Source organism: Variovorax terrae (assembly GCF_022809125.1).
In the GTDB taxonomy this organism is placed as follows: Bacteria; Pseudomonadota; Gammaproteobacteria; order Burkholderiales; family Burkholderiaceae_C; genus Variovorax_A; species Variovorax_A terrae.
The window spans coordinates 508,521-532,840 of record NZ_JALGBI010000003.1 but is presented as its reverse complement, the minus strand read 5'-3'; the positions used below and the strand labels follow the sequence as shown (position 1 = coordinate 532,840).

The 24,320-nt window shown below is 69.9% G+C and carries 20 protein-coding genes; 11 read left to right on the top strand and 9 right to left on the bottom strand.

The window, feature by feature from the left end; genetic code table 11:
* Positions 1-71: 71 nt before the first annotated feature.
* The 4 genes from dacB to MMF98_RS21865 all read left to right on the top strand — a co-directional run bounded on the left by dacB (position 72) and on the right by MMF98_RS21865 (position 4,288).
* A complete protein-coding gene (gene dacB, locus MMF98_RS21880; RefSeq protein WP_243309463.1) occupies positions 72-1,481 on the top strand; it encodes a D-alanyl-D-alanine carboxypeptidase/D-alanyl-D-alanine endopeptidase in 1,410 nt (469 codons plus the stop codon).
* Positions 1,482-1,539: 58 nt separating this feature from the next.
* A complete protein-coding gene (locus MMF98_RS21875) occupies positions 1,540-1,800 on the top strand; it encodes a SemiSWEET transporter (protein ID WP_243309462.1) in 261 nt (86 codons plus the stop codon).
* A 151-nt stretch (positions 1,801-1,951) separates the two neighbouring features.
* Positions 1,952-3,568, top strand: a complete 1,617-nt coding sequence (locus tag MMF98_RS21870; protein ID WP_243309461.1) for an alpha/beta hydrolase family protein — start codon at positions 1,952-1,954, stop codon at positions 3,566-3,568.
* Positions 3,569-3,586: 18 nt separating this feature from the next.
* On the top strand, positions 3,587-4,288 hold the full coding sequence (locus MMF98_RS21865) for an OmpW/AlkL family protein (RefSeq protein ID WP_243309460.1): 702 nt from the start codon (positions 3,587-3,589) through the stop codon (positions 4,286-4,288).
* 69 nt (positions 4,289-4,357) lie between these two features.
* Here MMF98_RS21865 and MMF98_RS21860 read toward each other — a convergent pair whose 3' ends face one another.
* From MMF98_RS21860 to purE, 4 genes are read right to left on the bottom strand one after another with little or no spacing between them, the layout of a single operon-like run.
* Entirely contained in the window at positions 4,358-5,311 is a 954-nt protein-coding gene (locus MMF98_RS21860; RefSeq protein ID WP_243309459.1) for an SGNH/GDSL hydrolase family protein, read from the bottom strand.
* A 32-nt stretch (positions 5,312-5,343) separates the two neighbouring features.
* Positions 5,344-6,333 carry an L-threonylcarbamoyladenylate synthase gene (locus tag MMF98_RS21855; RefSeq protein ID WP_243309458.1) on the bottom strand — a complete coding sequence of 330 codons (990 nt, stop codon included), beginning with the start codon at positions 6,331-6,333 and terminating at the stop codon, positions 5,344-5,346.
* 7 nt (positions 6,334-6,340) lie between these two features.
* Positions 6,341-7,510 (bottom strand): 5-(carboxyamino)imidazole ribonucleotide synthase, encoded by a 1,170-nt coding sequence (locus MMF98_RS21850; RefSeq protein ID WP_243309457.1) that lies wholly within the window; start codon positions 7,508-7,510, stop codon positions 6,341-6,343.
* A complete protein-coding gene (gene purE / locus MMF98_RS21845; RefSeq protein WP_243309456.1) occupies positions 7,507-8,004 on the bottom strand; it encodes a 5-(carboxyamino)imidazole ribonucleotide mutase in 498 nt (165 codons plus the stop codon). The genes MMF98_RS21850 and purE overlap by 4 nt, the downstream gene beginning before the upstream one ends.
* A gap of 49 nt (positions 8,005-8,053) precedes the next feature.
* Between purE and trxA the strand changes: the two genes are divergently transcribed.
* Positions 8,054-8,962, top strand: coding sequence for a thioredoxin (gene trxA, locus MMF98_RS21840; protein WP_243309455.1), 909 nt, complete (start codon positions 8,054-8,056; stop codon positions 8,960-8,962).
* A gap of 10 nt (positions 8,963-8,972) precedes the next feature.
* Here the strand turns inward: trxA and MMF98_RS21835 are convergent, their stop codons facing one another.
* The 3 genes from MMF98_RS21835 to pyk form a co-directional block, all read right to left on the bottom strand.
* Entirely contained in the window at positions 8,973-9,869 is an 897-nt protein-coding gene (locus MMF98_RS21835) for a phosphoribosylaminoimidazolesuccinocarboxamide synthase (protein WP_243309454.1), read from the bottom strand.
* A 79-nt stretch (positions 9,870-9,948) separates the two neighbouring features.
* A complete protein-coding gene (gene fba, locus MMF98_RS21830) occupies positions 9,949-11,013 on the bottom strand; it encodes a class II fructose-bisphosphate aldolase (RefSeq protein WP_243309453.1) in 1,065 nt (354 codons plus the stop codon).
* 629 nt (positions 11,014-11,642) lie between these two features.
* Positions 11,643-13,076, bottom strand: a complete 1,434-nt coding sequence (gene pyk, locus MMF98_RS21825) for a pyruvate kinase (protein WP_423837665.1) — start codon at positions 13,074-13,076, stop codon at positions 11,643-11,645.
* Positions 13,077-13,288: 212 nt separating this feature from the next.
* Between pyk and MMF98_RS21820 the strand changes: the two genes are divergently transcribed.
* Positions 13,289-14,377 carry a fatty acid desaturase gene (locus tag MMF98_RS21820; RefSeq protein ID WP_243309451.1) on the top strand — a complete coding sequence of 363 codons (1,089 nt, stop codon included), beginning with the start codon at positions 13,289-13,291 and terminating at the stop codon, positions 14,375-14,377.
* Positions 14,378-14,479: 102 nt separating this feature from the next.
* Here the strand turns inward: MMF98_RS21820 and MMF98_RS21815 are convergent, their stop codons facing one another.
* A complete protein-coding gene (locus tag MMF98_RS21815; protein WP_243309450.1) occupies positions 14,480-15,673 on the bottom strand; it encodes a phosphoglycerate kinase in 1,194 nt (397 codons plus the stop codon).
* A 107-nt stretch (positions 15,674-15,780) separates the two neighbouring features.
* Here MMF98_RS21815 and MMF98_RS21810 point away from each other — a divergent pair, with 107 nt between their 5' ends.
* The 5 genes from MMF98_RS21810 (at position 15,781) to MMF98_RS21790 (ending at position 21,747) form a co-directional block, all read left to right on the top strand.
* The gene (locus tag MMF98_RS21810) at positions 15,781-16,434 is read left to right on the top strand and encodes a response regulator transcription factor (RefSeq protein WP_243309449.1); all 654 of its coding nucleotides are present in this window, start codon (positions 15,781-15,783) and stop codon (positions 16,432-16,434) included.
* A 151-nt stretch (positions 16,435-16,585) separates the two neighbouring features.
* Entirely contained in the window at positions 16,586-18,343 is a 1,758-nt protein-coding gene (locus MMF98_RS21805) for a sensor histidine kinase (protein ID WP_243309448.1), read from the top strand.
* A gap of 167 nt (positions 18,344-18,510) precedes the next feature.
* Positions 18,511-19,947: an RCC1 domain-containing protein gene (locus tag MMF98_RS21800; protein ID WP_243309447.1), complete on the top strand. Its 1,437-nt coding sequence runs from the start codon at positions 18,511-18,513 to the stop codon at positions 19,945-19,947.
* A 38-nt stretch (positions 19,948-19,985) separates the two neighbouring features.
* The gene (locus MMF98_RS21795; protein WP_243309446.1) at positions 19,986-20,231 is read left to right on the top strand and encodes a hypothetical protein; all 246 of its coding nucleotides are present in this window, start codon (positions 19,986-19,988) and stop codon (positions 20,229-20,231) included.
* 199 nt (positions 20,232-20,430) lie between these two features.
* The gene (locus MMF98_RS21790; RefSeq protein WP_243309445.1) at positions 20,431-21,747 is read left to right on the top strand and encodes an SMP-30/gluconolactonase/LRE family protein; all 1,317 of its coding nucleotides are present in this window, start codon (positions 20,431-20,433) and stop codon (positions 21,745-21,747) included.
* 97 nt (positions 21,748-21,844) lie between these two features.
* Here the strand turns inward: MMF98_RS21790 and MMF98_RS21785 are convergent, their stop codons facing one another.
* The gene (locus tag MMF98_RS21785) at positions 21,845-24,292 is read right to left on the bottom strand and encodes a DUF6351 family protein (protein ID WP_243309444.1); all 2,448 of its coding nucleotides are present in this window, start codon (positions 24,290-24,292) and stop codon (positions 21,845-21,847) included.
* Positions 24,293-24,320: the final 28 nt, after the last annotated feature.

Genomic DNA, 24,320 nt, shown 5'->3' with positions numbered 1-24,320 from the left:
CCCGATTATCGAGGGGGCGGCGCCGCTCTGCCGCGGCGGGCCGGATCAACCTTGCAACGGATAATCGGCCCATGACATTCAAGAGCCTTCTCGCCGGCGCGCTGGCCGGACTGGCCGCCGCGGCGGCGCTGGCGCAGCCGCTGCCGGCGGAGGTCGACGCCGCGCTGGCCCGGGCCCGCATCCCGCGCGACGCCGTGACGATGCTGGTGGCCGACGCCGAGGGCCGCGCCGCGCCGCGCCTGAGTCATCGCGCGGGCGCCCAGGTCAACCCGGCATCGATCATGAAGCTGGTGACCACTTACGCGGCGCTCGACCAGCTGGGCCCGGCCTTCACCTGGAGCACGCCGGTGTTCATGGAAGGCGCGGTGCGCGACGGCACGCTGTTCGGCAACCTCTACATCCGGGGCCAGGGCGATCCCAAGCTGGTGCTGGAGCGGCTGTGGCTGCTGCTGCGCCGGGTGCAGGGCCTGGGCGTGAAGGCCATCGCCGGCGACATCGTGCTGGACCGCAGCGCGTTCGAGGTGGCGCCGCAGGACCCGGGCGCCTTCGACGGCGAGCCGCTGCGCCCCTACAACGCCGCGCCCGATGCGCTGCTGGTGAACTTCAAGTCGGTCATGATGACCTTCCAGCCCGACCGCGCGGCCGGCAGCGCGCAGGTGAGCTTCGAGCCGCCGCTGGCCGGCGTGCAGATGCAGGCCGCCGTGCCGCTGGCGAACGGCGCGGCCGACTGCGGCGACTGGCGCGGCGCGCTGAAGGCCGATTTCGGCGACCCGCAGCGCATCCGCTTCGCCGGCGCCTACCCGCTGGCCTGCGGCGAGAAGACCTGGCCCGTGGCCTACGTCGAGCCCGCCAGCTACGCCCTGCGCGCCGTGCAGGGGCTGTGGCGCGACATGGGCGGCCGGCTGGCCGGCCAGGTGCGCGACGGGCGCGTGCCGGCCGGCCTGCAGCCGGCCTTCGAGGCCGGCTCGCCGGCTCTGGCCGAGGTGGTGCGCGACATCAACAAGTACAGCAACAACGTGATGGCGCAGCAGGTGTTCCTCACCCTGAGCCTGCAGCAAAAGGGGCTGGGCACGTTCGAGGGCTCGCGCGAGTGGCTGGCCCAGTGGTGGAAGGAGCGCTTCGGCACGCCCGATGCGCCCTTCACCGAGAATGGTTCGGGCCTGAGCCGCAGCGACCGCCTCAGCGCGCAGGCGCTGGCGCGCCTGCTGCAGGCGGCCTGGCTCTCGCCCGTGATGCCGGAGCTGGTGTCCTCGCTGCCGGTCACCGGTGTCGACGGCACCCTGCGCCGCAGCAAGGCCCGGGCGGTGGGCGCGGCCCACCTCAAGACCGGCAGCCTGCGCGACGTGGCCGGCGTGGCCGGCTTCGTGCACGCGGCCAGCGGGCGGCGCTACGTGCTGGTGGCCATCGTCAACCACGCCAACGCCGCCGCCGCGCGCCCGGCGCTCGACGCCCTGATCGACTGGGCTGCCAAGGACCATTGACCCGGCGCTCCCGCCGGGCCGCCTCTTTGTCTTAGAAGAACGTGCTTCCGCCGACACCATGCCCACCACCGAACTGATCGGCTACCTCGCCGCCTTCTGCACCACGCTGAGCTTCGTGCCGCAGGCCTGGCTGACCTTCCGCACGCGCGACGTGAGCGGCATCTCGCTCGGCATGTACAGCGTGTTCACGGCCGGCGTAGCGCTGTGGCTGGTGTACGGCCTGCTGGCCGGCGCCTGGCCCGTGGTGGCGGCCAATGCCGTCACGGTGGCCCTGGCGCTCTCCATCCTGCTGATGAAGCTGCGCTACCGCGCGCGCTGACTTCGCCTCTACCCTGCCCGGCGCTTTGCCGCTGGAGTGGGCTCCCCATTTGCCATCGGTAGTTACCCCGTGTAACTTGCACAGGGGCAGCCGTAACATTGTGAGTGAAAAAACGAACGATCGTTCTATTTTCACAACCGGAGAACACAACATGAAGAAGTTGACAGGGTTGGCCGCCGTCGCTGCGGCCGTGTTCGTCGCGGCCTGCGGCGGCGGGGGATCGGATCCCGGCGGTACCACCACCACGGACAATAGCGGGGCGCGCGGGTCGCTGCAGTTCAACCCGCCGTTGCGCGTGACGGCGCTGACGGCCAGCGCGTTCCAGGGCAACCTGAGCGCGAGCGCCAGCGGCCAGAGCCTGCTGGCGGTGGCGGGCGCGCCCAAGTGCGGCGTCAGCTTCTACTACCTGCAGTACGGCACCGTCGGCGGTGCCGGCGAGGCCACCAACGCCACCGGCGCGCTGATCGTGCCGACCGGCACCGACCCCGCCTGCTCGGGCGCGCGGCCGATGGTGCTGTACGCCCACGGCACGACGACCGACAAGGCCTACAACATCGCCAACATCATCGACTCCAAGAACGCCGCCTACAGCGAAAGCGCGCTGGTGGCCGCCACCTACGCGGCGCAGGGCTTCATCGTGATCGCGCCCAACTACGCGGGCTATGACACCTCCAGGCTGCCCTACCACCCCTACCTGAACGCCGACCAGCAGTCCAAGGAAATGATCGACGTGCTGGCCGCCGCGCGCAAGGCGCTGCCCAACGTCGGCGCCGCGGACTCGGGCAAGCTGTTCATCACCGGCTACTCGCAGGGCGGGCACGTGGCAATGGCCACGCACAAGGCGCTGCAGGCCGCCGGCCAGACGGTCACGGCCGCCGCGCCGATGTCCGGCCCCTACGCGCTGGCCGCCCTGGGCGACGCGGTGTACTACGGCAACGTGAACCTCGGCTCTACCGTCTTCACGCCACTGCTGTCCACCAGCTTCCAGAAGGCCTACGGCAACATCTACAGCAACCTGACCGACATCTACAACCCGGTCTACGCGACCGGCATCGACACGCTGCTGCCCTCGACCACGCCGATCACCACACTGTTCCAGCAGGGCAAGCTGCCGCAGACCGCGCTGTTCAACAGCACGCCGCCCACCGCACCGGCCGGCTCGCCGCCGTCGCTGCAGCCCACCCTGAACGCCATCACGCCGCCGACCACGCCGCCCGCCCTGGCGCCGCTGTTCGCGCTCGGCTTCGGCACCAGCTACCTGATCAACAACAACGCACGCCTCGGCTACCTGCTGGACGCCATCGCCAATCCCGACGGCGCGGTGCCCACGGTGACCACCGTTGTCGCGGCGGCCGCGCCTGCGCACCCGATGCGCCAGGCCTTCAAGAAGAACGACCTGCGCAACTGGACGCCCACGCGCCCGGTGCTGCTGTGCGGCGGCAATGGCGACCCCACGGTGTTCTACAGCGTCAACACCCTGGTGATGCAAGGGTTCTGGACCGCGCCGTCGCCGGCCGCCATGCCCGCCGGCCTGCTGAGCGTGCTGGACGTCGACTCGGCCCCCAGCGGCGCCAGCGACCCCTATGCGGCGGCCAAGGTCGGCTTCGCCACGGCCAAATCGCAGACCGCGGCCGCCGCCGTCGCCGCCGGTGCCACCGACGGCGGCGTGAGCGCCGTGACGCAGGCCTACCACGGCTCCCTGGTTCCGCCCTTCTGCAACGCAGCGGCGCGCGGCTTCTTCCAGCAAGTCCTGGCCGCCGGCCTCTGATCGCAGGAGACACCCACCATGAACCACCGCTTCACCCTGATCGCCGCCGCCCTGGCCCTGGCTGGCCTGAGCACGGCCGCCTCGGCGCAGAACACCGTGCGCATCGGCTACTCGCATGTCGAGCCGCATTCGTCGGCCAGCGATGCCACCGGCCCGTTCCTGCTCGGCCCGCCCTCGGGCGTGAGCCTGAGCGTGAAGAACCAGGACACGCTGTTCCTGTCCTTCGCGCATTCGTTCAACAACAACATGGAAGTGGAGCTGGCGCTGGGCTACCCGCCCACCCATGACGTCACCGCCCAGCTCAACCCTGCCATCGTGCCGGCCTACATCGTGTCCTCGTTCCAGGGCCAGGTGATCGCCAAGGTGAGGCAGGTCGCCCCGACGCTGTTCTTCAACTACAAGTTCGGCGAGCCGCAAAGCGCCTGGCGCCCGTTCGTGGGCCTGGGCATCAACTACACCCGGTTCGACAAGCGCGAGTCCACCGCCACCGGCAACGCCCTCAACGGCGGGCCGACCGACATCTCGCTGAGCGACTCCTGGGGCCTGGCGGCGCAGGCCGGCGTCAGCTACCGCTTCAGCGACAAGTGGACCCTGAATGCCGCCGTCGCCACGGCCCGGGTCAAGACCCACCTGACGGCCACCACGGCCGGCGCGGCGCGCAACATCGACATCCGGTTCCGCCCCACGGTGCTGACGTTCTCGGTCGGCTACGACTTCTGAGCGGCCCCTGCGGCCACAAAAAAGCCGGCCCGCGGGCCGGCTTTTTCTTTGGGGGAGAAGGGCCTCGGCCTACCAGCGGGCCCGCACGCGGTTGTAGGCGTAGTCGCCGAACACGCGCTGGGCCTGGGGCGTCATGTACACGCCGTCGGCAAACATGAATTTGCTGTAGTCGGCGCCTGGCGCGATGGTGGACGGGGTGCACAGCGCCGAATTCACCTGGTTCACCCCGGTGCCGATACCGTTGCCCGGGTCTACCGAGGTGCACACGACGCTGGTAGCATCGTTGATGGCGTAGATGGTCGGCGACGCGGCGACGAGGTTGTAGTAGTAAGCCGCGTCCACATACAGGACCCTGTTGCCCAGGTCGACGATGCTGACCAGCAGCGCCTGGTTGAACGCGCTGCTGGCATCGCTCAACAGCGCGCCCTGGCCGATGCGGGTGGCCCAGGGCGTCACGCTCAGGTTGTAGACGCCCGCCACCACCACGTGCTGGCCGCCGACCAGCGTCAGGCGGCGGATCTGGGCCCCCAGATCGCGGCCGGCCTGCTGCACGTTGGCCATCATCTGGGCCGAGGTCTGCGTGCCGGCCAGCACGGCGGCCATTTCGGCAATGATGTCGGCCGTGCCGCCGGCCAGCACCACGACGTCACTGGCGCCGATGGTGTTGCCCGCGAGGAAGGTGTCGATCTGCTGCTGGACGGTGGGCGTGGCACTGCTGCCCGCGGCATCCGGCTTGGCGGTGATGCGCGCATTGCCCTGGGCGTAGGCGAAGCCGCCGCTGACCACGGCCGCCATCGGAACGCCGAAGTCCGCCGCCATCTGCTGCGTCCAGTTGTTGACGCTGCCGTCGTTGACGGTGTAGCGGCTGCCGGTCTGGCCGAGATCGGCGAAGGCATCGCCGAACGAGATGAAGCGCGTCGGCGTGAGCTGCGACTCGATGGTGCTGGAGCCGCAGGCCGCCAGCAGAGCCGCTGATGCGCAGACCGCCGTCAGCACGGCGCGGCGCAACCAGGTTGTTGTCATGGAGATCTCCAAAATGTCTGGCGGTAGTTTAACTAGGCCGCTGCGGCTCTTTGTAAACGGTCCCGCACGCCTTCCCATTCGGGCACGGCCGGCGGCAGCTCGACCCAGATCAGCTTGACGCCCTGGGCGTCGAAATCGCGCAGCACCGCGAACAGCTGCTGGGCCGTGGCGGCGGCATCGTCGGGCATGCGGCGGCGGATCACGCCGGAGGACCGCGTGCGCAGCAGGGCGCGCGACCACACGGCGATGCCCGACGCCTCGGCGCCCAGCAGGTCGAGCGCGGTCTGCAGCGCGGCCGCGTCCATCAGGCGCAGCTTGGCGTGGGGCGCGTAATGCGCCTGCAGCGTGCCCGAGGCGCGCGGATCGGGCGCGGCCAGTTCCTCGCGCGAGCGCAAGCGCTCGCCGCCAGCGACCTCGATCTGCGCGCGCGTGAACACGCCGGGGCGCAGCAGCACCGGAACCCCGCGCGTGCAGTCGACGATGGTGGATTCGATGCCCACGTCGCAGGCGCCGCCGTCGAGCACCAGCAGGGCATCCCCGAACTCGGCCTGCACATGCGCCGCCGTGGTCGGGCTGACGCGGCCGAAGCGGTTGGCGCTCGGCGCGGCCACGCCATGCACGCCCAGGCGCTCGCAAGCCCGCAGCAGCGCCTGCGCCACCGGATGCGAGGGGCAGCGCAGGCCGATCGAGTCCTGCCCGGCCGCCGCCGCCGCGCCCACGTCCGGGCGGCGCGGCAGGATCAGCGTGAGCGGGCCGGGCCAGAAGGCCTGCATCAGCCGCTGCGCGAACACCGGCACCCGGGCCGCGAAATGCGCCACGCCCGCGGCATCGGCCACGTGCACGATCAGCGGGTGGTCGCTCGGCCGGCCCTTGGCCTCGAAGATGCGGGCCACGGCCGCGCCGTTCGAGGCGTCGGCCGCCAGGCCGTAGACCGTCTCGGTCGGCAGGCCGACCAGTTCGCCGGCCTGCAGCGCCGCGGCGCCCGCGGCGATGGATTCAGGGGCAAGGCCGTCCAGGATCATGGCCGCCTCAGAAGGCCTCGAGGCCGAGCAGCTGCGCCGCCTCGAGCGCCGTGGCCCGCACCTGCGCCGCGCTGGCGCCGGTGATGTTGAGGTGGCCCATCTTGCGGCCGCGGCGCGCCTCGTGCTTGCCGTACAGGTGCAGGTGGGTGCCCGGCAGGGCCAGTACCCGGGCCCAGGGCGGCTCGGTGGCGGCGTCCTGGGCGGTGGAAGCAAACCACAGGTCGCCCAGCAGGTTGAGCATGATGGCCGGGCTGTGCTGGCGCGGCGGCGTGAGCGGCAGGCCGGCCAGCGCGCGCACCTGCAGCTCGAACTGCGAGACGTCGCAGGCGTCCTGGGTGTAGTGGCCGCTGTTGTGCGGGCGCGGCGCCATCTCGTTGACGACCAGCGAGCCGTCCTCCAGCACGAAGAACTCGACGCACAGCACCCCCACGTACTGCAGGCCGTTCGCTATGGATTTGGTAGCATCGATCGACCGCTGCACCAGGACCTTTGGCAGATTTCCCTCATGAACCTGGGTCACGGCCAGAATGCCGTCGCGGTGCAGGTTGAGTTGCGGCGGGAAATGCACCATGGCGCCATCCCAGCCGCGCGCCACGATCACCGAGCATTCGGCGGCCAGCGGCAGCCTCTTCTCGAGCACGCAGGGCACGCCCTTGAGCCCGGCCCAGGCGGCAGCCAGTTCGGCGCGCGTCGCCACGCGCTGCTGGCCCTTGCCGTCGTAGCCCAGGCGGGCGGTCTTGAGGATGCCGGGCAGCAGCTCGTCCGGCACGGCGGCGAGCTGCTCGGGGGTCTCGATCACCGCGTAGGGCGCGCAGGGCACGCCGCAGCGCACGAAATGGGCTTTTTCGCGGGCTCGGTCCTGGGCGATGGCCACCGCCTCGGCGCCGGGCGCCACCGGCCGCTGCAGGGCCAGCGCCGCCAGCGCGGGCGCCGGCACGTTCTCGAACTCGGTGGTGACGGCCGCGCTGCACTCCGCCAGCCGCGCCAGGCCCTCGGGGTCGAGGTAGCCGGTCTGGATGTGGTGGTGGCTCACCAGGCCGGCCGGGCTGGCCGCGTCGGGGTCGAGCACCGCGGTGAAATAGCCCATGCGCTGCGCCGCATGCACGAACATGCGGCCGAGCTGGCCGCCGCCCATGACGCCGAGCGTGGCGCCGGGAAAAAGGGTGGGCAGGCTCATGGGGTCGCGGGGGGCAGGGTCATGCCGCGTGCGGTTTCGGTCTGCCGGGCGCGAAAGGCGTCCAGCTGCGCGCGCAGCGCCGCGTCCTGGTTGGCCAGCAGGGCCACGGCGAACAGCGCCGCGTTGGCCGCGCCGGCCGTGCCGATGGCGAAGGTGGCGACCGGCACGCCCTTGGGCATCTGCACGATGCTGTGCAGCGAGTCCACCCCATGCAGGTGGCGGCTGGCCACCGGCACGCCGAGCACCGGCACCGTGGTCTTGGCCGCCAGCATGCCAGGCAGGTGGGCCGCGCCGCCGGCGCCCGCGATGATGGCCTTCAGCCCGCGGCCGACGGCGGCCTCGGCATAGGCGAACATATCGTCGGGCATGCGATGGGCGGAAATCACGCGCGCCTCGTGGGCGATGCCGAATTCCTGGAGAATCTGTACTGCGTGCTGCAGGGTGTCCCAATCCGAACTGGACCCCATCACCACGCCAACCTGTATCGAGCTCATGAATGCTCCCAAAGATTGAATTTTACTTTTTGGCCCTGAAGTACCCCAAATGATTGACGTCACCGTAGAAAACTTTGAAGCCGAGGTGGTCGCCGCCTCGATGTCCACCCCGGTGCTGGTCGACTTCTGGGCGCCCTGGTGCGGTCCCTGCAAGTCGCTCGGCCCGGTGCTCGAGAAGCTGGAAACCGACTACGCGGGCCGCTTCAGGCTGGTCAAGGTCAACTCCGACGAGGAGCAGCAGCTCGCGGGCGCCTTCGGCATCCGCAGCATTCCCACCTGCATCCTGATGATGAACGGCCAGCCGGTGGACGGCTTCATGGGCGCGCTGCCCGAGGGCAAGGTGCGCGAGTTCCTCGACAAGCATGTGCCCAGCGCCGAGGAACTGGTGGCCGAAGAGGCCGAGGAAGAAGCGCTGGACGCGCTGGCCGACGGCGACCCGCAGACGGCGCTCGAGAAGCTGCAGCACGCCGTGGCCACCGACCCGGCCAACGACGACGCGCGCTTCGACTACGTGAAGCTGCTGCTGCAACTGGGCCGCACCGACGACGCCAAGGTGGCGTTCGCCCCGGTGATCGGCAAGACCGCGCTGGTGCGCCGCTTCGACGCGCTGCAGCGCTGGATGGATGCTATCGATTTCGAAGCACCCCAGGGCCAGCCGGCAAGGACCCTGGCCGAATTCGATGCCAAGATTGCCGCCAACAAGCGCGATTTCGAGGCGCGCTTCCAGCGCGCCCAGTGCCTGATGGCGCAGCGGCAGTGGACCGCCGCCATGGACGAGCTGCTGGAGATCCTGATGCGCGACCCGGGCTGGAGCGACGGCCTGGCGCGCAAGGCCTACATCGCCATCCTGGAGATCATCGAGCCGCCCAAAGCCAAGGTGGCCGATGGCCAGATTCCGCCGCAGGACCCCACGGTGGCCACCTACCGGCGGCGGCTCAGTTCCGTGATTCTGAGCTGAGCTGAACGGCTCAGGCCGTCAGCCGCGTCAGCGCCTCGCGGTACTTGGCCGCGGTGCTGTCGATCACCGACTGCGGCAGCTTGGGCGCCGGCGGCGTCTTGTCCCAGGGCTTGCCATTGGTCCTGGCCTGCTCCAGCCAGTCGCGCAGGAACTGCTTGTCGTAGCTCGGCGGGTTGATGCCCTCCTGGTAGCTCTCGGCCGGCCAGTAGCGCGAGGAATCGGGCGTGAGCACCTCGTCCATCAGCACCAGCGTGCCGTCCGGGGCCAGGCCGAACTCGAACTTGGTGTCGGCGATGATGATGCCCTTGGCCAGCGCGATCTCGCTGGCCGCCTGGTAGATCGCGATGCTGATGTCGCGGATCTGCGCCGCGAGTTTGGCGCCGATCATCTCCACCACGCGCTCGTAGGTGATGTTCTCGTCGTGCTCGCCCACGGCCGCCTTGGCCGCCGGCGTGAAGATCGGCGCCGGCAGCTTGCTGGCGTTCTTCAGGCCCTCGGGCAGCGGCACGCCGCAGACCGAGCGGCTGTCCTGGTATTCCTTCCAGCCGCTACCGGCCAGGTAGCCGCGCACCACCGCCTCCACCGGGATCGGCGTGAGCCGCTTGACCAGCATCGAGCGCCCCTGCACCTGGGGCACCTCGGCCGGCGTCACCACGCTCTCGGGGGCCTCGCCGGTCAGGTGGTTGGGGCACAGGTGCCCCAGCTTGCCGAACCAGAACAGCGCCATCTGCGTGAGCAGCTCGCCCTTGCCCGGAATCGGCTCGCCCATGATCACGTCGAACGCGCTGATGCGGTCGCTGGCCACCATCAGGATGCGGTCGTCGCCCACGGCGTAGTTGTCGCGCACCTTGCCGCGCGCGAGCAGGGGCAGGGAGGTCAGGGCGGAGGTGTGCAGGGCGGAGGTCATGATCGGGGTCTGTCTGAAAGCAAAAAGGCCCGTTGAACAGTCAACGGGCCATGAACCATTCGGATCGATTATCTCAGGCTCAGTGCACCACCTGCGCCAGCTCGCCCTGGCTGTAGCGCGTGGCGACCACCTGCAGGCTGTCGCCCTTGATCTTGCCGGCCTGGCCTTCGCAGCCGAATTCGATGTAGCGCTGCTTGCAGATGGCCTTGGCGGCCTCGCGCGCGGGCTTGAGCCATTCGCGGGCGTCGAACTTCTCGGGGTTCTCGGCCAGGAACTTGCGCACCGCGCCGGTCATGGCCAGGCGGATGTCGGTGTCGATGTTGATCTTGCGCACACCGAATTTGATGGCGTGCTGGATTTCCTCGACCGGCACTCCGTAGGTTTCCTTCATGGCGCCGCCGTACTGGCGGATGATGGCCAGCAGCTCCTGCGGCACGCTGGAGCTGCCGTGCATCACCAGGTGGGTGTTGGGGATGCGGCGGTGAATCTCCTTGATGCGGTCGATCGCCAGGATGTCGCCGGTGGGCTTGCGCGTGAACTTGTAGGCGCCGTGGCTGGTGCCGATGGCGATGGCCAGCGCGTCAAGCTGCGTGCGCTTGACGAAGTCGGCGGCCTGCTCGGGGTCGGTCAGCAGCTGCTCGCGCGTCATGGTGGCGTCGGTGCCGTGGCCGTCTTCCTTGTCGCCCTTCATGGTCTCCAGGCTGCCTAGGCAGCCGAGCTCGCCCTCGACCGTGACGCCGAGCTTGTGCGCCATGTCCACCACCTTGCGGGTGACGTCCACGTTGTAGTCGTAGCTCGCGATGGTCTTGCCGTCGGCTTCGAGGCTGCCGTCCATCATGACCGAGCTGAAGCCCAGGTCGATGGCGCCGCGGCAGACGTCGGGGTTCTGCCCGTGGTCCTGGTGCATCACCAGCGGAATGTGGGGATAGGCCTCGATCGCGGCCTGGATCAGGTGCTTGATGAAGGCCTCGCCGGCGTACTTGCGGGCGCCGGCGCTGGCCTGCAGGATCACGGGCGCACCGGTCTCGTCGGCCGCCGCCATGACGGCCTGCACCTGCTCGAGGTTGTTGACGTTGAAAGCCGGAATGCCGTAGCCGTGCTCGGCGGCATGGTCCAGCAGCTCGCGCATCGAAACGAGTGCCATGGTTGAATCCCCAGGGAAAAAGTTGGTAACTGATTGGTAACTGATTGGTAACTGGGGAGATTTTACTTGGTGCGCTCGGTCGGCCTGCTCGTCAGCCGGCTTGGCGGGCAAGGGGCAGGCGGTCCGGGTGCCCGTTCTCCGGCCTGCTCGCGGTGGAAGGTGCCTGGTGCGCTGTCTGGGTCGGCGTTAACGCCGCGGTGGGCACGCTGGCTTTTGTGGCCACCGCGAATGGGGCCTGCGCCCGGACACCCGGACCGCCTGCCCCCCAGTAGTGGGTTGGCGCGGCGAGAAATTCAGAAGAAAATGCCTGAAGTCCAGGCAGAGTGGTCATTTATTGCTACAATATTGATAGCAAACCAGCCCACTCTCTGAAGGCAGGTGGTGGGGCTTGCGGGCGCAGGCCCCATTCGCGGTTGCCACAAGAGGGCGTGCGCCAGCCACGGTGTTGACGCCCGCCAAGGTGACGCACCCGTCACCTCCCACCGCGAGCAGGCCGGAGAACGCAAGCCACGCCGCCCGCCTTTCGCGAGGTCTACCAGCAGGAAGGCCGCGAGAGCCAGCCCCCTTCTCTAAAAAACCGTGTTGACGATCCGCAGGCGACCCCGTCGTAAACGGTCGCCACCACGCTCTCAGCTCGCCCGGCAGATCTTGAGCATGTTGGTGCCGCCCGGCGCGCCCATGGGCTCGCCGCAGGTGATGGCGTAGACATCGCCGCTCTGCACGATCTGGCGCTTCTTGAGGTGGCCTTCGGCCTCGCTCAGGGCGGTGTCGCGGTCGGCGCTGGTGTCCATCAGCAGCGGGCGCACGTTGCGGTACAGCGCCATCTTGCGCTGGGTTGCGACCTTGGGCGTCAGTGCGTAGATCGGCACGTGGATGCGGTGGCGGCTCATCCACAGCGCGGTGGAGCCGCTGTCGGTCATGGCCACGATGGCCTTGGCGCCCAGGTGGTGGGCGGTGAACAGCGCGCCCATGGCGATCGACTGGTCGATGCGGTTGAAGGCCATGCCGGTGAAATCGGCGTCGAGCTTCACGTCCTCGGCCTTCTCGGCTTCCATGCAGATGTTGGCCATCTCGACGATGGTCTCCAGCGGGAAGCGGCCGGCCGCGGTTTCGGCGCTCAGCATCACGGCGTCGGTGCCGTCGAGCACGGCGTTGGCCACGTCGCTGACCTCGGCGCGCGTGGGCACCGGGTTGGTGATCATGCTCTCCATCATCTGCGTGGCGGTGATGACCACCTTGTCATGCTCGCGGGCCAGCCGGATCATGCGCTTTTGCAGCGCCGGCACGGCCGCGTTGCCGACTTCCACCGCGAGGTCGCCGCGCGCCACCATGATGCCGTCGCTGGCCTTGAGGATGGCTTCGAGGTGCGGGATGGCCTCGGCGCGCTCGATCTTGGCGATCAGCCCGGGCCGGTGGCGGTATTCGGCCGCGGCCACGTTGCAGAGCTGGCGCGCCATTTCCATGTCGGTCGCGTTCTTGGGAAAGCTCACGGCCACGTAGTCGGCCTGGAAGCTCATCGCGGTGCGGATGTCCTCCATGTCCTTGGCGGTGAGTGCCGGCGCCGTCAGGCCGCCGCCCTTCTTGTTGATGCCCTTGTTGTTGGACAGCTCGCCGCCGAGCTTGACGGTGGTGTGCACCTGCTCGCCGCGCACGGCGTCCACCGTGAGCACGATCAGGCCATCGTTGAGCAGCAGCAGGTCGCCGGGCTTGACGTCGCGCGGCAGCTCCTTGTAGTCCAGGCCCACGCCCTGCAGGTCGCCCGGCTCGGTGCGCGAGGCGTCGAGCACGAACCTGGCGCCGGGCTCCAGCATGACCTTGCCCTCGGCGAACTTGCCGACGCGGATCTTGGGGCCCTGCAGGTCGGCCATGATGGCCACCTCGCGGCCGGCGCGCTGGGCCGCCTCGCGCACCAGGGCGGCGCGGTCGATGTGGTCCTGCGCCTTGCCATGGCTGAAATTCAGGCGCACCACGTTGACGCCGGCGCGGATCATTTCCTCGAGAAGCGCGGGGTCGCTGGAAGCGGGGCCAAGGGTGGCAACGATTTTGGTGGCACGGCGGGCCATGGGCATGTCTCCTGTAACTTGGTTACTATTCTGGCATGGAATCGGTTACAACCCCGGTACCAATTCAGGCGATGCCGGGCAAAACGGCTTTGCCTTGGGGCGGCAGGCCCGCCCGTTTCGCCGCGGTTTGATCCTGATCAGGGTGGCGGCCCGCGCCTCCGCCTAGGATGGCCGGCGTCCGACCTCCTGTGCACTCGCCTGCACCCCTGCCCATGACCACCCCGCCTGTCGATCCCATCCCCATCCACGATCCGCTGCCGCACCGCAAGGTGATCCGCCAGTGGCTGATGCCCCTGGCCGCGCGCAGCACCGCGCGCGCCCTGGCGCTGCTGGCCTTCGACACGCTGCTGCTGGCTGCGCTGCTGGCCGGTACCGTGCTGCTGTCGCCGCTGTGGGCCAAGCTGCTGTGCGGGCTGGCAGCGGGGTTCATGACCGGGCGGCTGTTCATCATCGGCCACGATGCCTGCCACCAGAGCCTGACGCCGCACCGCCGCCTGAACCGCTGGCTCGGCCGCATCGCCTTCCTGCCCTCGCTCACGCCCTACAGCCTGTGGGACGTGGGGCACAACGTGGTGCACCACGGCTTCACCAACCTCAAGGGCGTGGACTTCGTCTGGGCGCCGCTCACGCAGGCCGAGTACGCGGCGCTGCCGCCGCACCGCCGCTTGATGGAGCGGCTCTACCGCAGCGGCTGGGCGCCGGGCCTGTATTACCTGGTCGAGGTCTGGTGGCGCCGCATGTTCTTCCCGAACCGGGCCGAGATGGCCGCGCGCCGCCCGGTCTTCGTGCTCGACGGCCTGCTGGTCTCGGCCTATGCGCTGGCCTGGCTCGGCGCCCTGGCCTGGGCCGCCGTGGCCACCGGCCAGCCGGTGGCGCCGGTGCTGCTGTGCGGCTTCGTTGCGCCGCTGGTGTTCTGGTGCTCGATGATCGGCTTCGTGGTCTACGTGCACCACACGCATGTGAAGGTGTCCTGGCACGACAGCAAGGCCGCCTGGGCCCGCGCCCAGCCCTTCGTCTCCACCACCGTGCACCTGACGTTCGCGCTGCGCATCGGCGCGCTGCTGCACCACATCATGGAGCACACGGCGCATCACGTGGACATGAGCATTCCGCTGTACCGGCTCAAGCAGGCGCAGGCCCGGCTCGAGGAGCTGCTGCCGCAGCGCATCGTGGTGCAGCGCTTCTCGTGGCGCTGGTACTTCGGCACGGCGCGCCGCTGCAAGCTCTACGACTTCAGCCGGCGCTGCTGGACCGACTTCCGCGGCCGCCCGACCAGCACGCCGGCGCCGCTGCCGGCCTGAAACCCCGCCACCCGGGCCGCGTGGCCCTTTTTGAGGTCTTTTGGGTCCAAGGTCCAGGCGGGGCGGTCATTGGTTGCTATTGATTCAATAGCAACCAGCCGCTCAGCCCGCGGCGCGCTTCTGCAGGATCTCGAACGCAGGCAGCGTCTTGCCTTCGAGGATTTCAAGGAAGGCGCCGCCGCCGGTGGAGATGTAGCCCACCTGCTGCTCGATGCCGTACTTGGCGATGGCCGCCAGGGTGTCGCCGCCACCGGCGATGCTGAAGGCCGGGCTCTGTGCGATGGCGCGCGCGATGGTTTCGGTGCCGTGCGAGAAGGCGTCGAACTCGAACACGCCCACCGGGCCGTTCCAGACGATGGTGCCCGCGGCCTTCAATTGCTCGGCCAGCCTGGCGGCAGTCTGCGGACCGATGTCCAGGATCAGGTCGTCGTCCTCCACCTCGGTGGCGGCCTTGACGGTGGCCGGCGCGTCGGCCGCGAAGGCCTTGGCCGTGACCACGTCGGTCGGGATCGGCACCTCGGCGCCGCGCGCCTTCATGGCCTCGATCACGGCCCGCGCCTCGCCCACGAGATCGGCCTCGGCCAGGCTCTTGCCGATCGACAGGCCGGCGGCCAGCATGAAGGTGTTGGCGATGCCGCCGCCCACGATGAGCTGGTCCACCTTGTCGGCCAGGCTCTTCAGGATGGTGAGCTTGGTCGAGACCTTGGAGCCCGCCACGATGGCGGCGAGCGGCCGCTTCGGGCCGGCCAGCGCCTTGGAGATGGCGTCGATCTCGGCCGCCAGCAGCGGGCCGGCGCAGGCCACCTTGGCGTATTGCGCGATGCCGTAGGTCGTGCCCTCGGCGCGGTGCGCGGTGCCGAAGGCGTCGTTCACGTAGATGTCGCACAGCGCGGCCATCTTCTGCGCGAGTTCGGGGTTGTTCTTCTTCTCGCCCTTGTTGACGCGGCAGTTCTCCAGCAGCACGAGCTGGCCGGGCTGCACGTCGACGCCGTCGACCCAGTTCGCGCGCAGCGGAACCTCGCGCCCCAGCAGTTCGCCCAGGCGCAGCGCCACCGGCGCCAGCGAGTCCTCGGGCTTGAACTCGCCCTCGGTCGGTCGACCCAGGTGCGAGGTCACCATCACGGCCGCACCGGCGTCCAGCGCCATGCGGATGCAGGGGATCGAGGCGCGGATGCGCGTGTCCTCGGTGATGCGGCCGGCGTCATCCTGCGGCACGTTGAGGTCGGCACGGATGAAGACGCGCTGGCCTTGGACTTTGCCCTGGGCGCACAGGTCGGAGAAGCGGAGAACGTTCATGGCAGGATCAGGCGAATCGGAGATAAACCGGCCATTTTAGAGGCCCAGGCCCCCATGACTTTGGTCACTTCCCAGGACCCCGGCCACCCCCTAAGATGCCATGCACCATGGTTGCCGTCACGTTCTCGCCGTACACCGCGCCGCGCCGCGGCGCGGCCGCCGCCGTGCCGACGCCGGGCATCCTGGTGGTAGACGACCACGAACTGGTGCGCCTGGGCCTGCGCGCGCTGCTGCAGTCGCAGTCCGGCAGCACGCCGGTGTACGAGGCGCGCAGCCTGGCCGACGCGCTGGAACTCTACGGCGCCCATGGCGCGGCGCTGCACCTGGTCCTGCTCGACCTGGACCTGCCCGACGCCCAGGGGCTGGATGCGCTGGTGCGCTTTCGGCGTGCCTTTCCGCATTCGCGCGTGATCGTGCTCTCGGGCACGGGCAGTCCCGCGCTGATGCAGGGCGCGCTGGCGCTGGGCGCGCAGGCCTTCCTGCCCAAGTCCGGCCACCTGAGCGAAGTGCTGCGCTACGTGAGCGACCACGATCTGGCCGGCCCGGCCCCGGCCATCGACCGCGCCGCGGCGCCGTCCCTGCAGCAGCAGCTCACGCCGCGCCAGGTCGAGATCCTCGACTGGCTGCTGGCCGGCAAGTCGAACAAGGAAATCGCGCAACTCTCGCACCTGAGCGAGGGCACGGTCAAGAACCACGTGTCCACCCTGCTGCTGCAGTTCGGCATGCGCTCGCGGGCCCAGCTCATCAGTGGGTTGAGATGACGCAACCCCCAGGCTGCGCGCTGCGCGCTACGCCTCCCCCCTTCCGCTGCGCGAAGGGGGCGCACCCAGCGGCCTGGCAAAGCCAGTTCCGCGGGTGCACTGGCATGGCCTGCTCCGCGGCCTTCTGACTGGCGATGTCCGGACACACGCGATGAGCGCCCCGCCCGAGCCGGCCCCTCCCGAGCTGGCCCAGCGGGTGCTGCGCGAGCAGGTGGCGGCGGTCCACGCCAACGCGCCGGCCGCCTACCTGGCCGACCTGCTCACCGCGCAGGCGCTGGGCATCGGCCTGTTCGTGGCCACGCGGCGCTGGCAAGTCCTGCTGTGGATGGCGCTGCACCTGGCGCTGACACTGCGGCGCGCCTACCGGCGCTACCAGCGCAGCCCCGATGCGGCGGACCACCCCGAGTACTGGGCGCGCTTCAACGCGCGCAACGTGCTGCTGCGCTCCTGCGTCTGGGGCCTCGCGCCCTGGTTGTGCATTCCTGCGGGGCAGCACTCGGTTCTGTGGGCCATGCTCATCGTCATGATGATGGGCTGGTGCGCCGGCGGCGCCCTGTCGCTGGCTGTTCTCAAGCGCAACATCCCGCGCTTCATCGTGCCCAGCATGGCCAGCCTGACCGCGGCGCTGGCCTGGCGCGGCGACAGCACCCACCTGTTCCTGGCCGTCGGCTGCCTGCTCTACATGGGCGTCATCATCACGTTCGCGCTGCAGCACCATCGGCTGCTGACCGCCTCGCTGACCATGCGCTTCGAGAAGGAGGCGCTGGCCGAGCAGCTGAGCCGCCAGATCGCCGCCACCCAGCGCGCCAGCGAGGAGAAGACGCGCTTTCTCGCCGCGGCCAGCCACGACCTGCGCCAGCCCCTGCACGCCATCGCGCTGTTCGGAGCCGTGCTGGAGAAGGAGCTGCAGGGCCGCGAGGAAGAGCGCCACGCGGCGCGGCTGATGGACGCGGTCGGCGCGCTCGGCCAGTCGCTGGACACCTTGCTCGACATCTCGCGCCTGGACGCCGGCGTGGTGGCGCCGCAGATCCAGCCGGTGGCGCTCAACCCGCTGTTCCTCGCGCTCAACCATGTGTTCGCGGCACAGGCGGCCGACCGCGACCTGCAGCTGCGGCTGCGCGCCACGCCTTGCTGGGTGCTGAGCGACCCGCAGCTGCTGCAGCGGCTGCTGTCCAACCTGGTGGACAACGCGCTCAAGTACACGCCGCGCGGCGGCGTGGTGGTGGCCGCGCGCGCGCGCGGCCAGCAGGTGTGGATCGACGTGCGCGACACCGGCATCGGCATCACGGGCGAGCACCTCGGCCGCATCTTCGAAGAGTTCTACCAGGTCGGCAACCCGGGCCGCGACCGTGCGCAGGGCCTGGGCATCGGCCTGTCCATCGTGCAGCGGCTGACGCGCCTGCTGGCGCACCCGCTGCAGGTGCGCTCGCTCCCGGGCCGCGGCAGCCGCTTTCGCCTGGTGCTGACGGCGGTGTCCGCCCCGGGCGCCATCGCGCCCGCAGCGCCGCCGGACAACACCCTGCCGCTGCCGCGGCGCGTGCTGGTGATCGATGACGAAACCGCCATCCGCCAGGCCGTCTCCGATCTGCTGCAGGCCCACGGCGTGGCCGTCGAGGCCGTGGCCGGCGAGGCCGAGGCCGAGGCCGTGCTGGCGCAGTCCGCAGCGCAGGCTGCACAGGGCGCCTCGCCCGTCGAAGCCCTGCTGTGCGACGTGCGCCTGGCCGACGGTGCCGACGGCCTGGCGGCCGCACAGCGGCTGCGCGCGCGCTTCGGCCTGCCGGTGCTGCTGATCACCGGGGAGACGGCACCGCGGCGGCTGCAGCAGGTGCACGATTCGGGCTTGCGCGTGCTGTTCAAGCCGGTGGCCGGCGACGCGTTGCTGCAGGCCCTGGCTGCGCTGCCGCGCTAACGCCGACGTCGGCGCTGGCGCCGCCAGCCGGGCACGCTCTCCCACGCTCTCTTACAGGCCGTTACCGCGCGCTGCGCACGGCATGACTTTCGGCACTGGCCCGTGCGGGCCGCGCGGCCTACCTTCAGGGCCGACACGCACTCCACAAGATGAAAGACGCCCGCACCATGGATTCCTCACGCATCGCCGGCCTGGCCGCCCTGTTTGCCCTGAGCCTGACGCTGGCCGCCTGCGGCGGCAGCGACGCAGTGCCTGCATCGGCCTCTGCCCCCGCACCTTCGCCCTCACCTGCGCCCACGCCCACCCTCAACCTGCAGGCCGCAGCGCGCGTGGTCGCCCACACGCTCTACAGCTACAGCGCCGCCGTCAGCGACGGCGCGGCCGGCTCGTTCTCCTGGAGCTGGGGCGACGGCAGTGCCGCCGGCAGCGGCAGCCCGGCCAGCCATGTGTGGAACACCCCGGGCAGCTTCACCAGCCAGTTGAGCGCCTCGGTCGGCACCAGCACGCTCACCGGCACCCAGACCACGACCGTGGTGGGCCGGCCGATGGCCTTCGGCTTTGAGCACAGCTGCGCCCTCAAGGCCGGCGGCGGCGTGGCCTGCTGGGGCTACAACGGCTATGGCCAGCTTGGCGACGGCACCACCGTGGACCAGACCGCTCCCGCCGCCGTGCCTGGCCTGACGGACGTTGTTGCCCTCAGCGCCGGCACGTTCCACAGCTGCGCCCTCAAGGCCGACGGCAGCGTGGCCTGCTGGGGCTTCAACAACGAAGGCCAGCTCGGCGATGGCACCACCGTGAACAAAACCACCCCCACCGCCGTGCCTGGCCTGACGGGCGTCGTCGCCCTCGGTGCGGGCTCATCCCACAGCTGCGCCCTCAAGGCCGACGGCAGCGTGGCCTGCTGGGGCAACAACAGCGTCGGCCAGCTCGGCGATGGCACCACCACCAACCGGCTCTCGCCCACCGCCGTGCCCGGCCTGACGGACACCGTTGCGCTCAGCAACGGCCTGGCGCTCCACAGCTGCGCCCTCAAGGCCGATGGCAGCATGGCCTGCTGGGGCTTCAACAACGAAGGCCAGCTCGGCGACGGCAGCACCACCAACCAGCACGCCCCCACCCCCGTGCCTGGCTTGACAGACGTCGTCGCGCTCAGCACCGGCGGATACCACAGCTGCGCGCTCAAGGCCGACGCCACGGTGGCCTGCTGGGGCTATAACGGCTATGGCCAGCTCGGCGACGGCACCACCACCAGCCAACCGTCCCCCAGCGCCGTGCCCGGCCTGACGGGCATCGCCGCGCTCGGCACCGGCGTGTACCACAGCTGCGCCCTCAAGGCCGGCGGCGGCATGGCCTGCTGGGGCTACAACCCCAACGGCTCGCTGGGCGACGGCACCACGGTGAACAAGCCCACCCCCACCGCCGTGTCCGGCTTGACAGGCATCGCCGCGTTCGGCGCCGGCACCTACCACAGCTGCGCCCTCAAGGCCGACGGCAGCCTGGCCTGCTGGGGCTTCAACGACCGCGGCCAGATCGGCGACGGCACCAGTTCCGTCGACAGAACCACCGCCACTGCCGTCAGCGGCGGCGCGGTGTTCTGGAAATAGCCAACCCTGCAATGTGTTCCCACCCCAAAGGAGTCCCCATGTCTCATCCCGCAAAGCTCTTCTTCCTCACCCTGTTGGGTGCCGCGTGCACGGCCCTGGCACCGCCGGTTCACGCCGATGGCGTCAAGGACGGCAAGCAAGCCGCCGAGCAGTGCGTCAAGTACCAGAAGGCCCGCTCCGACAAGCAGATTCAAGCCTGCTGCGCGGACCTGCTCGATGGCCAGGGCGGCAAATCGACGCAGCAGCAATGCGTCAAGGAGGGCAAGGAGATGGCCAGGAAGTAGCCCGAACGCCGTCAACGGCAGCGCGATGTCCTGGCCATGACGCCGGCCGCGCTGTGACCGTGTCCGCCTCCGGCACGCCGCCTTACACGCCGTTACCTCACGCCGCGCGACGCATGACTTTCGACACTGGCCTGCACCCACCGCCCGACCTACCGTCGGAGCCTTCCCGTTCATCACTGTTTCGACAAGGAGTACCTACATGACAAACGCATGGACCTGGGCGCGACGCGCCCACCGCCCCGCGCTGGCGGCCTGCCTGGCACTGACGCTGGGCCTGGCCGCCTGCAGCGACAACGATGCCATCACCCAGGGAGCGCAGGCACCGGCCCCCACGGGCACCCCTGCCGCGCTGGCCATCACCACGCAGCCAGCCAGCGCCACGATCGGCCAGGGCCTGGCCGCCACGCTGAGCGTGCAGGCCACCCAGGCCACGACCTATCAATGGCAGAGCAGCGCCGACGGCGGCGCCAGCTGGGCCGACATCAGCGGCGCCACCGGCGACAGCTACACCACGCCCGCCAACCCGCTGGCCAACAGCGGCAAGCAGTTTCGCGTGCGGGTGATGGGCAGCAGCGGCAACGTGACCAGCACCGTGGCCACGCTGACCGTCAAGCCCTGGGTGGCGAGCCTGGTGACGACGACGGTCGCCCCGCCCCAGCAACTGGCGCTGGACGCCAGCGGCGCCACCCTCTACGTGGCCATGGGCAACAACAACGCGGTGTACAGGATCGACACGGCCAGTGGCAGCGGCGCCGAAGTGACCCCGGGGCAGCCCCTGAGCGTGCCGACCGGCCTGGCGCTGGCCGCCAACGGCACCCTGTACGTGAGCGGCCCGCACTACATCGCCACGGTGGCGGCCGGCGCCACGACCGCGACCACCTGGGTGGGCAGCGGCGCCAGCGGGTACGCCGACAGCCCGGCCGTGCCCCAGTTCAACAGCCCCGCCAGCATCGCGCTGGACAGTGCGGGCAACCTGTTCGTGGCCGACCCGCAGAACATGCGCGTGCGCAAGGTGGCGGCCGACGGCACCGTGAGCACCTTGGCCGGCGACGGCACGCAGGCCTATGCCGACGGCGTGGGCACGGCCGCCAAGATGGCGCGGCCGACCGGCCTGGCGCTCAGCCGCGACGGCAAAACGCTGTACGACACCGACACCGACAGCCCCTGCCTGCGCAAGATCGACGTAGCCAGCGCCACCGTGAGCACCGTGCTCGGCGATTGCGCCAACGGCAACGCGGGCGCGGGAACCGTCGACGGCACGGCCGCCACGCCGGCCAAGCTCGGCTATTCCTACGGCCTTGCGGTAGATGCGCACAACCACGTCTTCCTGACCCAGGCCTGGGACGGCGTGGCGCGTGTGGTCACGGCGGCCGGCGAGATCAGCACGCTGCGCGACGGCACGGGCACGGCGCTGGCGTTCAACTTTCCGGTCGGCGTGGCGGTAGCGGGCAACGGCACCGTCTACGTGGGAGCGTCCAACAGCAAGCAGATCTTCAAGCTCACGCTGGCGCCTTGAGCGGCACGCTGCAGCGCCAGAAAATAAAAAAGGGCGGGCCTTTGAAGCCCGCCCCTCGCACCGGTCGCCCGGTGCCCCGTAAATCGCGCCGCAGCGCTTACTTGGCCACGGAGACCGGTGCCGGTCCGAACGCAGCGCCGCCCGAACCTGCCGCGAAGTTCAGCGGCCCGATCGCATCCTGCTGGCCCACGCCCGGCTTGCTCCAGTCGCAGACACCGGTGCTGAACACCGCCTTCAGGCGCGTCAGCTGGCCGGCGTCGAGGCGGCCGCCGTACTCCACGTCATTGACGGGGCGCAGCTGGCACTTGAGCACGTTCTCCGCCAGCGGCCCGCCGGCGGCCTGGCGCGGCGAGGCGTAGGGCTTGAGCTTGGGGTCGGCGTTGCAGGTGGTCAGGTCGGTGACCTTGGTGGCCTGCGCCGTGTCGGTGGACAGCACGCAGTAGTCGCTGGCGCCGGCCGGCTTGGCGGCACGCACCTTCTGCTCGAGGCTGGCCTTGCTGGTGTCGGCCTTCAGCGCCGTGAGCCAGCTGTCCATCACGCTCAGCGATTCCAGCGCCATGGTCGGCGGCGCGCCCAGGCCGTTGCGGCCGAAGCGCCACATCACGTGGTTGCCGTGGTCGCCGAACTCCTTGTCGAGCCGCTCGCGCACGGAGAAGCTGCGCCAGACGAAGTGGACGTTCGACGGGCTGGCCGATGCGGAGGTGTCGTCCCAGCCGCGCATGTCGATCACGGCGGTCTTCGCATAGCTCTTGCCGCCCATCACGATGCCCGAGCGGTAGGCGATCGGCAGCGCCGCCAGGTCGGCGATGGTGCGCGTCGTCTTCGCGTTGGAGTCCTTGTCGGCCCCGCCGGCGAGTTCGTTCAGGGTCACGAACTCTTCACCGGTGATCACGTCGGCCAGCAGCGCCTTCAAGCCGTACTGGATGCCTTCGTTGTCGTTGGTCTGCAGCCCGCGCAGGCCGTCGGCCGTCTTGCCCCAGATGGAGGCCGCCCAGTCCGAGGCATGGCAGCGCGCGCCCGTGGGGTTGGTGACGGGGTCGTACACCTGCGAGGGCAGCAGCTGGCAGTTGTTGGTGGACGTGGGCTGCGTGGCGATGGTGCCGGTGAGCGAGGTGACCACGCGCTGGTTGTAGGTGCCGGCCTTGCTGTTGCTGCCGAAGGCGTTGTACCAGCCATGGCAGCCGGTCTGGTCGGGATGGCCGTTGATGGCCGCCTTCTTGGCGTTGATGGTGGCGGCCGTGGCCGTGCCCATGAGCGTGGTCCACTGCGGCTTCTGGTAGGCCTCCACCAGCGCGACGCAGTCGCCCACCTCGATCGCCGTGGTCTCCGAATCGGGGAAGGTACAGGAGACCGAGACGCCGTCCAGCAGCCCGGGGGCGATGCTGGCATTGGTGTTGGAGTTGATCGAGCCGCCCGAGCAGCCGGTGCCGTGCGTGTACTTGATGGCGCCGTAGGTGTCGGCGATGTGCTCCTTCATCATCATCACGGTTTCGCTCATCAGCACGCGGTTGGAGTTGATGGACGAGTCCGTCATGCTGTTGGAGGCCCAGATGTAGCCTTGCGAGATGGCGGTCTGCGGGTCGATGTTGCCGGTGGTTTGCGCGGTCGAGGTCCAGCTGTTCGCGGTTCGCGCCTGGCGCCGGATCTGGCCCGTGCTGGCGCCGAAGGTGTAGAGCAGCTTGCCGTTCCACTGGGCCTGCGGCGACATCGCGGTCCAGGGCTTGGTCGGGTCGAACAGCGACACGATGTCGTAGATGCCGCGGTTCATGGTGCCGCGCTCCACGCGCACGATGAAGGGCACGGTCCGGCCCGCATCGGTGGTGGTGGTCGCCAGGTCGGCCGGTGCCGCTGCGGCCGGGTCATACGGCTTGAAGCAGAGGTTGACGGCTGGCGTGGCGGTGGTCACCACCAGCGTGGTGCTGGTGAAGGCCGAGCCCGAAGCGCTCGGGTCGGGCAGGCCCGTGTTGCAGCCCGCCGCGGTGGTCTTGTAGTAGAGCTTGTATTCCGTCGCGATGTTGCAGCGCGCGTCGGTGGCTTCGGTGCTGAGGCCGCTGCCATTGGACACGGGCGAGGTCGCGGTGGCGCTGCGCGGCAGCGGCGTGGCGCAGACGAAGGGCGTGACCTGCGGGCCGGAGACGATCGGGCCGCCGCGCGAGGTGTTGGTGATGGTGAGCCTGGCGGCGCTGGCGCCCTGGGCGCTGGCGGACAGCAGGTTGGCACCTTCGGCCAGGCCCGTGACCAGGCCCATGACGCGGCCGTTCGAGCGCAGGGCGAACGCGCTGCTGACGTCGCGCCCGTTGACGTCGACTTTCAGCGCCGCGGCCGTGACGCCGGCCGGCAGCACCACTTCGACCACCGCATCGCCGTCGCTGATGAGGTCGGCCCGGTTGTTGACCGTCCTGATCTCGAGCAACTGGCCCGGCGCGGTGGGAGTGGGCGGCGTGAACCCGTCACCGCCGCCACCGCAGGCCGAGATGAGGGCGGCTGCAACGACGGCCAGCCACCGGCCATGGCCGGGCAAGCCCGGCTTCCTTGATGTCCACATGTTGTTGTCTCCTGTTATGGTTTTTTGC

Coding starts and splice junctions, on each gene's coding strand:
- MMF98_RS21870 (WP_243309461.1), top strand. CDS start 1,952: ATGAAGAAGTTGACAGGGTTGGCCGCCGTCGCTGCGGCCGTGTTCGTC.
- MMF98_RS21815 (WP_243309450.1), bottom strand. CDS start 15,673: ATGAACGTTCTCCGCTTCTCCGACCTGTGCGCCCAGGGCAAAGTCCAA.
- MMF98_RS21865 (WP_243309460.1), top strand. CDS start 3,587: ATGAACCACCGCTTCACCCTGATCGCCGCCGCCCTGGCCCTGGCTGGC.
- purE (WP_243309456.1), bottom strand. CDS start 8,004: ATGAGCTCGATACAGGTTGGCGTGGTGATGGGGTCCAGTTCGGATTGG.
- MMF98_RS21805 (WP_243309448.1), top strand. CDS start 16,586: ATGAGCGCCCCGCCCGAGCCGGCCCCTCCCGAGCTGGCCCAGCGGGTG.
- dacB (WP_243309463.1), top strand. CDS start 72: ATGACATTCAAGAGCCTTCTCGCCGGCGCGCTGGCCGGACTGGCCGCC.
- MMF98_RS21790 (WP_243309445.1), top strand. CDS start 20,431: ATGACAAACGCATGGACCTGGGCGCGACGCGCCCACCGCCCCGCGCTG.
- MMF98_RS21800 (WP_243309447.1), top strand. CDS start 18,511: ATGGATTCCTCACGCATCGCCGGCCTGGCCGCCCTGTTTGCCCTGAGC.
- pyk (WP_423837665.1), bottom strand. CDS start 13,076: ATGGCCCGCCGTGCCACCAAAATCGTTGCCACCCTTGGCCCCGCTTCC.
- MMF98_RS21860 (WP_243309459.1), bottom strand. CDS start 5,311: ATGACAACAACCTGGTTGCGCCGCGCCGTGCTGACGGCGGTCTGCGCA.
- MMF98_RS21855 (WP_243309458.1), bottom strand. CDS start 6,333: ATGATCCTGGACGGCCTTGCCCCTGAATCCATCGCCGCGGGCGCCGCG.
- MMF98_RS21785 (WP_243309444.1), bottom strand. CDS start 24,292: ATGTGGACATCAAGGAAGCCGGGCTTGCCCGGCCATGGCCGGTGGCTG.
- MMF98_RS21795 (WP_243309446.1), top strand. CDS start 19,986: ATGTCTCATCCCGCAAAGCTCTTCTTCCTCACCCTGTTGGGTGCCGCG.
- MMF98_RS21810 (WP_243309449.1), top strand. CDS start 15,781: ATGGTTGCCGTCACGTTCTCGCCGTACACCGCGCCGCGCCGCGGCGCG.
- MMF98_RS21875 (WP_243309462.1), top strand. CDS start 1,540: ATGCCCACCACCGAACTGATCGGCTACCTCGCCGCCTTCTGCACCACG.
- MMF98_RS21820 (WP_243309451.1), top strand. CDS start 13,289: ATGACCACCCCGCCTGTCGATCCCATCCCCATCCACGATCCGCTGCCG.
- trxA (WP_243309455.1), top strand. CDS start 8,054: ATGATTGACGTCACCGTAGAAAACTTTGAAGCCGAGGTGGTCGCCGCC.
- MMF98_RS21835 (WP_243309454.1), bottom strand. CDS start 9,869: ATGACCTCCGCCCTGCACACCTCCGCCCTGACCTCCCTGCCCCTGCTC.
- MMF98_RS21850 (WP_243309457.1), bottom strand. CDS start 7,510: ATGAGCCTGCCCACCCTTTTTCCCGGCGCCACGCTCGGCGTCATGGGC.
- fba (WP_243309453.1), bottom strand. CDS start 11,013: ATGGCACTCGTTTCGATGCGCGAGCTGCTGGACCATGCCGCCGAGCAC.